This window comes from Rhodococcus sp. 05-2255-3B1, assembly GCF_002258545.1.
Classification (GTDB): Bacteria; Actinomycetota; Actinomycetes; order Mycobacteriales; family Mycobacteriaceae; genus Rhodococcoides.
The window spans coordinates 176,719-188,820 of record NZ_NOZC01000004.1 but is presented as its reverse complement, the minus strand read 5'-3'; the positions used below and the strand labels follow the sequence as shown (position 1 = coordinate 188,820).

Annotated in this window: 11 protein-coding genes; 5 read left to right on the top strand and 6 right to left on the bottom strand. The window is 65.3% G+C overall.

What is annotated here, in order from left to right; genetic code table 11:
• Positions 1-20: 20 nt before the first annotated feature.
• The 5 genes from CH249_RS03065 to CH249_RS03045 form a co-directional block, all read right to left on the bottom strand.
• Positions 21-518, bottom strand: a complete 498-nt coding sequence (locus CH249_RS03065) for a methylated-DNA--[protein]-cysteine S-methyltransferase (RefSeq protein WP_045199133.1) — start codon at positions 516-518, stop codon at positions 21-23.
• Complete coding sequence (locus CH249_RS03060) at positions 515-1,981, bottom strand: AlkA N-terminal domain-containing protein (protein ID WP_094682166.1); 1,467 nt, start codon at positions 1,979-1,981, stop codon at positions 515-517. The genes CH249_RS03065 and CH249_RS03060 overlap by 4 nt, the downstream gene beginning before the upstream one ends.
• A 57-nt stretch (positions 1,982-2,038) precedes the next feature.
• Positions 2,039-2,209, bottom strand: a complete 171-nt coding sequence (locus tag CH249_RS03055; RefSeq protein ID WP_072692145.1) for a YbdD/YjiX family protein — start codon at positions 2,207-2,209, stop codon at positions 2,039-2,041.
• Positions 2,210-4,483, bottom strand: coding sequence for a carbon starvation CstA family protein (locus CH249_RS03050; RefSeq protein ID WP_094682223.1), 2,274 nt, complete (start codon positions 4,481-4,483; stop codon positions 2,210-2,212).
• A gap of 142 nt (positions 4,484-4,625) precedes the next feature.
• Positions 4,626-5,807 carry an ROK family transcriptional regulator gene (locus CH249_RS03045; protein WP_094629557.1) on the bottom strand — a complete coding sequence of 394 codons (1,182 nt, stop codon included), beginning with the start codon at positions 5,805-5,807 and terminating at the stop codon, positions 4,626-4,628.
• A 142-nt stretch (positions 5,808-5,949) separates the two neighbouring features.
• Between CH249_RS03045 and edd the strand changes: the two genes are divergently transcribed.
• Positions 5,950-7,773 carry a phosphogluconate dehydratase gene (gene edd, locus CH249_RS03040; RefSeq protein ID WP_094682222.1) on the top strand — a complete coding sequence of 608 codons (1,824 nt, stop codon included), beginning with the start codon at positions 5,950-5,952 and terminating at the stop codon, positions 7,771-7,773.
• A gap of 32 nt (positions 7,774-7,805) precedes the next feature.
• The gene (eda, locus tag CH249_RS03035; protein WP_094659337.1) at positions 7,806-8,435 is read left to right on the top strand and encodes a bifunctional 4-hydroxy-2-oxoglutarate aldolase/2-dehydro-3-deoxy-phosphogluconate aldolase; all 630 of its coding nucleotides are present in this window, start codon (positions 7,806-7,808) and stop codon (positions 8,433-8,435) included.
• Between the two features lie 19 nt (positions 8,436-8,454).
• On the opposite strand, the gene CH249_RS03030 is transcribed toward eda, so the two are convergent.
• Positions 8,455-9,225 (bottom strand): SDR family NAD(P)-dependent oxidoreductase, encoded by a 771-nt coding sequence (locus tag CH249_RS03030; protein ID WP_094682165.1) that lies wholly within the window; start codon positions 9,223-9,225, stop codon positions 8,455-8,457.
• Positions 9,226-9,327: 102 nt separating this feature from the next.
• Here CH249_RS03030 and CH249_RS03025 point away from each other — a divergent pair, with 102 nt between their 5' ends.
• Genes CH249_RS03025 through ychF form a run of 3 tightly spaced genes read left to right on the top strand, consistent with a single transcriptional unit; the run spans position 9,328 to position 12,085 of the window.
• On the top strand, positions 9,328-10,164 hold the full coding sequence (locus CH249_RS03025; protein ID WP_094682221.1) for a helix-turn-helix domain-containing protein: 837 nt from the start codon (positions 9,328-9,330) through the stop codon (positions 10,162-10,164).
• 34 nt (positions 10,165-10,198) lie between these two features.
• Positions 10,199-10,993, top strand: coding sequence for a TIGR03620 family F420-dependent LLM class oxidoreductase (locus CH249_RS03020; protein ID WP_094682164.1), 795 nt, complete (start codon positions 10,199-10,201; stop codon positions 10,991-10,993).
• 12 nt (positions 10,994-11,005) lie between these two features.
• Positions 11,006-12,085: a redox-regulated ATPase YchF gene (gene ychF, locus CH249_RS03015; RefSeq protein ID WP_032394046.1), complete on the top strand. Its 1,080-nt coding sequence runs from the start codon at positions 11,006-11,008 to the stop codon at positions 12,083-12,085.
• Positions 12,086-12,102 lie beyond the last annotated feature (17 nt).

The window sequence follows — 12,102 nt, the reverse complement described above, 5'->3', positions numbered from 1 at the left end:
GACCCGTCGACGAGACGTGCTCAAGCAGCCTCGTGTGCCAACAACCACTTCTTCACCGGCAGCCCCCAACGGAAACCGCCGAGCGCCCCGCCGATTCGAACCACCCGGTGGCACGGCACGAACAGCGCGGCGGCATTGCGCGCGCACGCCGACGCAGCACCGCGAATCGCTGCCGGTCTTCCGGACAGTTCGGCGAACTCGGAGTAGGTCACCGGTGCACCGGGCTCGACGGTGCGCAGTACTCCCCAGGCGTGCATGAGAAATTCGCCGGATCGTTGCGCGACGGCAACGGAGTCGATGACGGTCAGCTCACCGCGGTGATAGTTCTCCACGGCGCGCGTCACGTCACCGAGATCGGCCACCCTGCGCACGGTGTCGGGTCGCATCGTCGGGTGGATCAGGACGCGGAGTTCTTCGACATCGGCGGTCCACCCGGAGGCGAGGACGCGCTGATCGTCGTCGACGATGGTGCTGAACGGCCCGATCGGAGTGTCCTGGGTGGCGGCGGTGGCAGTCATGGCTGTCTTCTTTCCAGTGCGGTGATCCACAGGTGCATCGAGACGTACGAACGCCACGGAGCCCAGCGGGCAGAGTTGTCCAACGAGATGTCGAGTGCCTGAGCACCTTGGCGGACGACGAGATCGGTATCGAGCAGAACATCGGGATCGCCGAGTAGTCGCATCACGACGTACCGGGCGGTCCAGGGTCCGATTCCTTTGAGCGCGAGCAGCTCTCGCTCCAGTTCGGGCCCTTCTCGCGCGGGATGCAGCACGACGGTTCCCGACGCGATGGCGTCGGCGACGCGGATGACGGTCTGGACCCGGGCGGCAGGTCCGGTGAGAACTTCGTGGCCACGTTCGGCGATGACGGCTGGCTCGGGAAACAACCTGGTGACGGTTCCGTTGCCGAGATCGAGTGGCGCACCGAGAGCATCGACGAGCCGGGCGGTGTGGGTGGCCGCAGCCTTGAGCGAGATCTGTTGTCCGATCACGGTGCGCAGCAACATCTCTGCGCCGTCGACCACTCCGAGGGCGCGGATGCCCGGGTGGGCGTCGACGCTCGGTGCCAGCTGCGGATCCGTGCGCAGGGCGTCGTCGACGGCGAGTGGATCGGCGTCGAGATCGAGCAGGTGGCGAATCCGAGCGACGGCGGGGGCAAGATCGCGCATGTCCTGCAATGTCACTGCGGCGCTGACGAATCCGTCCATCACCAGCAACGCCACGAGCCCGGCGGCATGCGGCAGGCGCAGCGATCGCACGTATTCGCCGTCCTCGGAGAAGGATTCGATGCCCTCGACCACGTGGCCCCGCAGGAACCACTCGATCCAGCCGCGATCCAGCGGTGGGCGGTACGGCAAGCGCAGGGTGACCGTTCCACCCGCGGTCGCAACGGCCGTGCGGTGTGCTTCTCTGCGCAGTGTCGACGGATCGACGGCGAAGACTTCCTTGATGGTGTCGTTGAATTGCCGAACGCTGGAGAAGCCGGCCGCGAAGGCGACGTCGGCCATGGACATGTCGGTGGTCTGAATCAGTGTGCGGGCGGTGTGGGCGCGGTGCGCGCGCGCCAACGCCAGCGGACCTGCACCGACTTCGGCCGTCAGCACGCGCGTCAACTGACGGGTCGAGTAACCGAGGGTGCTGGCAAGGCCATCGACGCCACCACGTTCGACGGCTCCGTCGGAGATCAGTCGCATGGCACGAGAACTGAGGTCCGAGTGGATGTTCCAGCGTGGGGAACCGGGGGTGGCGTCGGGCTGGCAGCGGCGGCAGGCTCGGTAGCCGGATTGTTGCGCCGCCGCTGCGGTGGCCATGAACGAGACGTTGCCGGGCTTGGGTGTGCGGGCCGGGCAGGAGGGTCGGCAGTAGATGCCGGTGGTGGAGACGGCGGTGAAGAACTGGCCGTCGAACCGTGCATCACGCGAGGAGACCGCGCGATAACACCGATCGAAGTCCAGTTCTTGCACCTGCCGTTCGCTGCTCATGCACCTACTGTGTCAGCGTGGACGCGTCGGTGCTAGCGGAAATCGGACATCACCGTGTCAGCAGCAGCGTGCCCCCGGGTTTCGGTCCGCCTCCGCGTGCCGATCCTTCCAGTACTGCCGCACGGTCGGCGGTTCCTGACCGGGGTGGTGGCGGGCCAGATGGGCGACGTATCGGTCGTAATCGTGGTCGCCCATCACCGAGGTGATCCACCACCACAGCCCGCGCATCTAGTGCGCCGATCCGGGGCGACGGACGGTGCCCGCGTCGATCAGCTCGTCCCATTCGGCCTGGATCTGCTTCTCGGCCGGGGTGAGGACGAACCCGGTGGGACCGAAGATCTTCGACGGCACCTCGGGCTCCTCGTTGTCGGGCAGGTTGTCTCCCCGCACTGCCTTGATGCAGACCCACACTCCGGCGAACACGACCACCAGGACGAGTGCCGCGAAGATGATCGACAGCGTGCCCTGAATGAAGGTGTTGCGGATGACGGCGTCGATGGCCTCGGGTGTCTTGGCGCTACCGAACTCGCTCAGGCCCTGCGCCTTGGCGTCGCGGAACTGCGAGTGCTGCGTCCAGTAGCCGATGGCCGGGATGGAGGAGAAGATCTTCTGGTACGACGCCGTCATGGTGACGATGAGGTCCCAGGCGAGTGGAACTCCGGGGATCCAGGCCCACTTGTAGAGGCCACGCTTGACCACGATGACGAGTACCACCGTCAGTGCGATGGCGGCCAGCAGTTGGTTCGCGATACCGAACAGCGGGAACAGAGTGTTGATTCCGCCCAGTGGATCGGTGACGCCCATGAGAAGGATTGCGCCCCAGGCTGCGACGACGATCAGCGAGCAGATCCAGGCACCGGGACGCCACGACGGATCCTTGAACTTCTTGGCCGATGCGCCGGGCAGGTTGCCGATGCTGTCGGAGAGCATGAAGCGCGCGACGCGGGTGCCGGCATCGACCGTGGTGAGGATGAACAGTGCCTCGAACATGATCGCGAAGTGGTACCAGAACGACTTGAGCCCCGGCCCGCCGAACACCTGGTGCAGTACCTCGGACATGCCGAACGCGAGTGTCGGTGCGCCGCCGGTGCGGGAGATGATCGTCTCCTCGCCCACATCGGCTGCGGCCTGGCTCAATTCGGCAGGCGTGATGTCTCCGCCGCTCAGTCCCAATCCGTTGACGTAGGGAGCTGCAGCCTCGGGAGTGCCACCGGTCAATGTCGCCGGGGCATTGAGCGCGAAGTAGATGTGCTGATCGAGGACGCACGCCGTGATCAGAGCCATGATGGCGACGAACGACTCGGTGAGCATGCCGCCGTAGCCGATCATGCGCATCTGCTTTTCCTTCTCCAGCAGCTTCGGCGTGGTGCCGGAGGAGATCAGAGCGTGGAAGCCGGACAGTGCGCCGCAGGCGATGGTGATGAACAGGAACGGGAACAGGGACCCTGCGAATGCCGGCCCGTTGCCCTCGGTGGCGAAGCTGGTCATCGCGGGCATCTGGATCTCGGGACGCGCGATGAGGATGCCGACGGCCAGTAGGGCAATGGTGCCGACCTTCATGAACGTCGACAGGTAGTCGCGCGGGGCGAGCAGCAGCCATACCGGCAGGATGCAGGCGAGCAGACCGTAGCCGATCAGCAGCCAGGCGACGGTCACCTTGGAGAGGGTGAACCAGTCGGTGCCCCAATCGGTTTCGGCAACCCAACCGCCGGCCACGATGGCGAGCAGCAACAGGACGACGCCGATGAGCGAGACCTCGGTGACGTTGCCCGGCCGCAGGAAGCGTAGGTAGACACCCATGAACAGTGCGATCGGAATGGTCAGCGCGATGGAGAAGACACCCCACGGGCTCTCGGCGAGTGCGTTGACGACGACCAGGGCGAGCACCGCGATGAGAATGATCATGATGACGAACACCGCGACCAGGGCGGCGGTGCCGCCCACAACTCCGAGTTCGTCGCGGGCCATCTGGCCGAGGCTGCGGCCGTGGCGTCGCGTCGAGATCCACAGCACCAGGAAATCCTGTACGGCACCGGCGAACACGACGCCGATGATGATCCACATGGTGCCCGGGAGGTAACCCATCTGAGCGGCGAGGACGGGTCCGACGAGCGGGCCTGCTCCGGCGATCGCGGCGAAGTGGTGGCCGAACAGCACCCGACGGTCCGTCGGCATGTAGTCCTTGCCGTTCTCCAGAATCTCGGCGGGGGTGGCGCGGTCGTCGCGTGGGAAGACGATCTTGCGTTCGATCAGCCTGGCGTAGAAGCGAAACGCGAAGATGTAGGTACACACCGCGGCGATGACGAACCAGACGGCGTTGGGATTCTCTCCGCGGACGATCGCGATGATCGTCCACGCAACACCGCCGAGAAGGCCGATGGCGACGAGCATGAGGCGCTTGATCGGGGTCATCGGATGTGACTCGACGACGCCGACGGGCGGCAGATCGGGATCTGTCTTCAGCAATTCGACGTGTGGTTCGTCGGCCGCTTTCAGTGACATGTGTGGGGTCTCCAGGCTCGCAGGTGTGACTGCGATCACCCTATGTCCGGCGCGGGCGCACGTCCTCGAATCGACGCATCGCCGTGCGCCCGGCGGTCGCTGGAGTGCGACGAGCGGCAACCGTGCCGACGGCGCGTGCCGATCAGCCGCCGAGGGCGTCGTCCACGGCTCTGGCGCTGAGCACCTGATCCAACACCAGCGCGGCGCTACCGATGACTCCGGAGAGGTCGCCATGGGTGGTGGCCTGGATGGTGAGGGCCTTGGTGGCCAGTGCGGTGGCGTTGCCGTAGACGGTTTCACGCAGCCCGGCGACGAAGATGTCGTACGCGTTCGCCATGTCGCCGCCGATGATGAGTACCTCGGGGTTGAGCAGGTTCACGGCCCCGGCCAGAGTTTCGCCTATGTGGCGACCGCTGTCGCGGATGAGTCTGCGTGCCTCGGGGTCGCCGCTCACCGCGAGGTCGACGACGCCGCGGACGTGGCCGACTTCGCGGCCCTGTTCGTTGAGTGCGCGCACCAGTGCCCAGCCGCCTGCGATGGCTTCGAGGCAGCCGCTGTCGCCGCATCGGCAGGCGACACCTGCTGCAGCTGCGGTCTTGGTGTGGCCGAATTCTCCTGCAGCCCCGAGTGATCCGCGTTGCAGTGCGCCGCCTGCCACGATCCCTGCGCCGAGGCCCGTCGAGGCCTTGACCAACAGGGCGTTCTGGAAGCGATCTCTGTTGTCGCGACGTTCGGCGAGGACCATCGCGTTGGCGTCGTTGTCGAGAAACACCGGAGCCGACGTCGTATCGGCGAAGAACGGGGCCAGCGGCACCCCGTCCCAGCCGTGCATGATCGGCGAGTCCAGGCTGCACCCTCGGTCGGTGTCGGCGGTGCCGGGGATGGACAGCCCGACCCCGAGGATGCGGTGGCCGGTTCGGTGCGATTCGTCTAGCAGTGCCTGCAGTCGCTTGGTGATCTGCGGCATCAGTTCGTCCGGGCCGACGCCGATCTCCTGGTCGACGGTGTCGCTCGCGAGCAACTCGCCGCCGAGGGTGAAGACGCCCAGCTGGGAGCGGCTGCGTCCGATCGCGGCGGCGAGCACGACTCCGGCGTCGATGTCGAACGACAGTCTCGCCGGAGGCCTGCCGCCGGTCGAGTGCGTGTCCTCGGTTTCGATGACCAGGCCGAGGCCGGTGAGCGCGGCGACGCGGGACGCGACGGCAGACCGTGACAGTCCGGTGATCCGGCCGAGCTCGGCCCGGGTATCAGCTTCTCCATCGCGGACCAGAGCGAAAACCTCGCCTGCCGTCGCAGGTGGAGCGCTCAGGCGCGGCATCGACATATACGCCATTCAACCAACTGGCAACTTCTACGGCAACAACCCAAGAAGTGCCACTTATAACTTCGAAAAGCATAAGTTGGGTTGTCGATCGACCTAAGCGGCCTTAGGGTGAGTGATGAGAGACCGAACATCGGAGATACTCATGGACACACTTCATCCGGTCCTGCGGCAGGTCACCGACCGCATCGCAGACCGTAGCCAGTCCGCTCGCGCCGCCTACCTCGCTCGAATCGACGCCGCAGGAGATCGAGGCCCCGCCCGTGGCCGCCTCGCCTGCGCCAACATCGCCCACGGTTTCGCCGCCTCCGGCAAGGCCGACAAACTAGCACTGCGCGGCATGGTCAAGCCCAACATCGCCATCGTCTCGGCGTACAACGACATGCTCTCGGCGCACAAGCCGTTCGAGAACTACCCCGCCGTGCTGAAGAAGTCCGTCATCGATGCCGGCGGCATCGCGCAGTTCGCCGGGGGAGTCCCCGCCATGTGCGACGGAATCACCCAGGGCCGCGACGGCATGCAGCTCTCGCTCTTCAGCCGAGACATCATCGCAATGTCGACGGCAATTGCGTTGTCCCACGACATGTTCGACGCCACCCTGATGCTCGGGGTGTGCGACAAGATCGTCCCCGGAATGCTCATCGGTGCACTGAGTTTCGGCCATCTTCCCGCGGTGTTCGTGCCCGCAGGTCCGATGACGTCCGGACTTCCCAACGGGGAGAAGGCAAAAGCGCGCCAGCTCTACGCCGAGGGCAAGGTTGGCCGTGAGGCTCTGCTCGACGCCGAGGCCGCGTCGTATCACGGCAGCGGTACCTGCACCTTCTTCGGAACGGCCAATTCCAATCAGCTGCTGATGGAGGTCATGGGCCTGCATCTGCCGGGATCGTCGTTCGTCAACCCCGGAACTGCGATGCGCGACGCATTGACCCGCGAGGCCGCGCACGTCGTCACCGGCCTGACGTCGCTCGGTGACAACTACACGCCGGTGGGTGAGGTCGTGGACGTCAAGTCGATCGTCAACGGCTGCGTCGCGTTGCTCGCCACCGGTGGTTCGACCAATCACACGATGCACCTCGTCGCCATCGCCAAGGCTGCCGGCATCACGCTGACCTGGCAGGACCTGTCCGATCTGTCGGCCGTCGTGCCGCTGATGGCCAGGATCTACCCGAACGGCAAGGCCGACGTCAATCACTTCCACGCCGCAGGCGGCCTCGGATTCGTCATCGGATCTCTGCTCGACGCCGGGTTGATGCACGAGGACGTGAAAACCGTTGCTGGGCAGGGCCTGCGACGCTACACCCAAGAGCCGAAGCTCGACGGCGACGGAGTGATGTGGCAGGACGGAACTCGAATCAGTCATGACGCCACCGTGTTACGCGGTGCAACCGAGCCGTTCAGTGCCGACGGAGGGCTGAAGATGTTGACCGGTCCGATCGGCAAAAGCGTCATCAAGACCTCTGCGGTGGCACCGGAACATCGTGTGGTCACCGGTCCGGCGCGGGTGTTCGACGACCAAGCCGACTTCCTGGCAGCATTCGATGCAGGACTGCTCGACACCGATTTCGTTGCGGTGCTGCGGTACCAGGGACCGCAGGCCAACGGCATGCCAGAACTCCACAAGCTCACCCCCGCGTTGGGTATCCTGCAGGACCGCGGCCGGTCCGTCGCGCTGATCACCGACGGCCGGATGTCCGGAGCTTCCGGAAAAGTGCCTGCGGCAATTCATCTCACACCCGAGGCGGCGAGCGGTGGACCGATAGCGAAGATCCTCGACGGTGACGTGATCACCGTGGACTCTCTCGGTGGCACATTGTCGATCGACGTTCCGCTCGACGAGTTCGAAGCCCGACCGGTCACCGGTCGAGTGTTGGACGCAGACGAGTGGTCGAGCACCGGCCGTGACCTGTTCTCCGGGATGCGTGCTCTCGTCGGTCCGGCAGACGAGGGTGCGATGTTCGTGATGCGTTGACCCGAGAACCCGATTCGAGAGAAAGTAAGACCGTGACTGCATCCTTGCTCGACCGTGTACCCGTCATTCCCGTCGTCGTCATCGACGATCTCGACCATGCCGTTCCGATCGCTCGCGCTCTGGTGGCGGGCGGAGTGCCCGTCATCGAGTTGACTCTGCGGACACCGGTGGCGCTCGATGCCATCGAGCGCATCGCCGCCGAGGTTCCCGACATCCTCATCGGTGCCGGCACGATCATCACTCCCGGCCAGGCCAAGCAGGCCGCCGACGCGGGCGCACAGTTCCTGGTCTCGCCCGGCTGTACGCCGTCACTGACCAAGGCGATGCGAGACACCGGACTACCCCACTTGCCCGGTGCCGCAACGGTGTCCGAGGTGCTCACTCTGCTCGAGGCCGGTCACACCGAGCTCAAGTTCTTCCCGGCCGAAGCATCCGGTGGCGCGAATTTCTTGAAGTCGATCCACTCGCCGATCCCGGCCGCACGCTTCTGCCCGACGGGTGGCATCTCGACCTCCAATGCATCGAGCTACCTGGCGCTGCCGAACGTCGGCTGTGTGGGCGGATCGTGGCTCACTCCGGCTTCGGCCGTCGCGCAGGAGGATTGGGACGCCGTCACTCGGTTGGCCGAGGCCACCTCGACGCTGAAGGCAACAGCCCAGTAGCGGTCAGCACCACGAGTGTTCATCCGCGGGTGACCGAGATACCGCCGTCGACGTACAGCGTTGTGCCGTGGATCATCGCGGCGTTGTCCGATACCAGAAACAGAACGCCGTCGGCGATGTCCTGCGGAGAGAGCACTATGCCTGCAGGCGTTCCGGCCGTCATAGCGTCCAACACCTGCCGCGCATCCTCGTTGCCCGGCGTGAGCGTCGCGCCGGGTGCGAGGGCGTTGACCCGCACGCCGCGTGGGCCGAACTCGGCAGCCCAACTGCGAGTGAGTTGCTCGTCGGCGGCCTTGGTAGCGGAGTACATCGCGGCGAACGGGCTCCCCATCATGGCCATCCACGACCCGATGTTCACGATGACGCCACTGCCGCGCTCGGCCATGGCGGGAGCCAGTTCGCCGACGAGCACATGCGGAGCTCGAACGTTGACGGCGAGCATCGCGTCGAGCTGGTCGTCGGGCAGGTCTGCGGTGGCGGTGGCCGGATAGATGCCGGCGTTGTTGACGAGAATGTCGACACGGCCGCCGAGAGCGTCGGTGGCGCGGGCCGCGAATTCGCGGAGCTCCTGGTAGCTGCCCGAGAGATCGACGTCGACGAAGGCCGCAGTGCCGCCTGTCTCGGAAATGCTGTGCGCCAGGGCCTTGCCGCGCTCGGCGTCGCGGCCGCTGACGACCACCGATGCCCCCTGGGCGGCGAGGGTCAGCGCGATGGCAGCACCGATCCCACTGGTCGATCCGGTGACGACGGCTGTGCGTCCGAGGAGCTGCGGAGAAGTGGAAGAAGTCATGACGCCATGTCTACGGTCGGTCGAGGCAGGCAACCAGGCGTCGTTCTGCCTAGGTCTGTCATGACCAGGTTGCCGATCGCCCATGTCGCTACTGTGGGATTCGTGAACAAAGACAGGTCCGCCCTCAGCGCATTTCTGCGTGATCGGCGCGACCGCATGACCCCGATCGAGGCCGGGATTCGTACGTATCCCGGTGCCCGACGGGTGCCGGGGCTGCGGCGCGAAGAGCTGGCGGCTCTGGCCGGAGTGAGTCCGGATTACTACAGCAAACTCGAACAGGGTCGGCAGGCCAACGTGTCGAACGAGGTGCTGCTGGCAATCGCCGGTGCGTTGAAGCTCGATGATGTCGAGTCCGCGCATCTACTCGATCTCGCGTCCCCGGCGACGCCCACCGAGGATGCTGCGCAGGTACCGAATCCAGGTCTGCTCCAGGTCATGAAAGCGCTCGACCATGTGCCGGTGATCCTGCTCGGGCGCAGCGGGGCCGTCCTGGCCAGCAACTCGCTGGTCCGATCGGTACTGAGTCTGCAACCGTCCGCCGACCAGTCGTTGTTCCACTATCTGTTTCGCAACCCCATCGCCCGCGAGCGAATCGTCAATTGGTCGCAGTTCGCGGCAGCATCGGTCGCGGGGTTGCGCCGCGACCTCGCTCGTCGACCGGGGGATCGCGCGCTCACCGCCTTGATCGACGAATTACGTTCCGCAGAGCCTTGTTTCGAGCAGTGGTGGAGCGACCACGAGGTTCGCGAATTCGAGCGCGCAACCAAGATCATCCAGCATCCGGCGGCGGGAACCCTCGAATTCGGTATCGAGTTTCTGACCTCGCCCAGCGAGCCGGATCAGAGTCTCATCGTCTACACGGTCGAGGACGGGTCGAGCACTGCCGAGATTCTGCCGATCTTGGCGAGTTGGGACCCGAGTTCGGCGATCCGCACTTGACCTCGATATAACTCGAGGTTTTAGCGTCGCCTGCATGGACACACTCGGTCTCGGCAGACTCGGCATTTCCACCGACGTATCGCCGTCGTACCTCGACGACGCACGCGAGTTGGAATCACTCGGATTCACCTCGGTCTGGTTGCCGGGCGGGCAGCTCGATCGGCTCGGCAGGTTGGCCGATCTGGTCCACGCGACCGAGAAGGCGACCATCGTTCCGGGGATCGTGCCGGTCGATGTGTACTCACCTGCACAGACCGGTGAGCTGTTCGACGAGCTCTCGGGCACCGGTCGATTCGTTGTCGGCCTCGGTGGGCCGCAGAGTGCTCGGCCTTTGGCCGGGTTGAGGAAGTACCTCGACGAGCTCGAGGTGCCCGCCGATCACCTTCTGCTCGCGGCGCTCGGTCCGAGGAAGTTGGAGATGGCGCGGGACCGCGCTGCCGGCGCAATCGCGTTGCTGGTGACGCCGGAGTGGACGGCGCAGGCGCGCGGTGCACTCGGTGGGTCGACGTTGGTGGTCGACCAGTTCGTCGTGGTCGAGTCCGACCCGGATCGGGCGCGTGCTGCAGCTCGGCAGCCGCTGAGCTTTCTCGCCACTGTTCCCGGCTATCGGCAGAACTTTCTGCGGATGGGCTTCGCCGAGGCCGACGTCGACCAGCTCAGCGACCGATTGATCGACGGCGTGGTGATGTGGGGGAGTATCGAGACGATTGCTTCGCGGGTGGCGGAGCACCACGAGGCGGGAGCGGATCACGTCGTTCTTGCACCCCTCGGCGCTTCCAGTATCGACGCTGGCCGGGCACTGTCCGAGCTGGTGGTGTCGTCAAAGTAGACTCCATAGACCGTGAGCCTCACCCTCGGAATCGTCGGACTGCCCAACGTCGGCAAGTCCACCCTCTTCAATGCACTGACCAACAACGATGTGCTGGCCGCGAACTATCCGTTCGCCACCATCGAGCCCAACGTCGGTGTGGTCGCGCTGCCGGATCCTCGGCTCGAGAAGCTGGCCGAGGTGTTCGGTTCGGAGAAGCTCGTGCCCGCGCTGGTGTCGTTCGTCGACATCGCCGGCATCGTCAAGGGTGCGTCCGAGGGCGCAGGCCTGGGCAACAAGTTCCTCGCCAACATCCGTGAGGCCGACGCCATCTGCCAGGTCGTTCGTGTCTTCGCCGACGACGACGTGGTGCACGTCGACGGTCGCGTCGACCCGACCGCCGATATCGAGGTCATCGAAACCGAACTCGCGATCGCCGATCTGCAGACCCTGGAGAAGGCCATCCCGCGCCTCGAGAAGGAAGTGCGGATCAAGAAGGATCGCAAGCCCGCACTCGATGCGGCGCTGGCCGCGCAGGCTGTGCTGAACGACGGCAAGACGCTGTTCTCGGCCAAGGCGAAGTTGGACTTCGAGCTGCTCGGTGAGTTTCAGTTGCTCACCACCAAGCCCTTCCTGTACGTCTTCAACGCCGACGAGTCGGTGCTGACCGACGACGCGAAGATCGGCGAACTGGCTCGCCTCGTCGCGCCCGCCGATGCGGTGTTCCTCGACGCGAAGATCGAATCCGAGTTGCTCGAACTCGACAAGGAATCGGCAGCCGAACTGCTCGAATCCGTCGGACAGACCGAGCCCGGTCTCGATGCGTTGGCACGTGCAGGCTTCCACACCCTCGGCCTGCAGACCTACCTGACCGCTGGCCCGAAAGAGGCTCGCGCGTGGACGATTCATCGGGGTGACACCGCACCCCAGGCTGCGGGCGTCATTCACACCGACTTCGAGCGCGGCTTCATCAAGGCCGAAATCGTCTCCTACGAAGACCTCATCGCCGCGGGTTCCATGGCCTCGGCCAAGGCCGCAGGCAAGGTACGCATCGAAGGCAAGGACTACGTCATGGCCGACGGCGATGTAGTGGAGTTCCGCTTCAACGTCTAGTCGCCGAATTGCAGAAT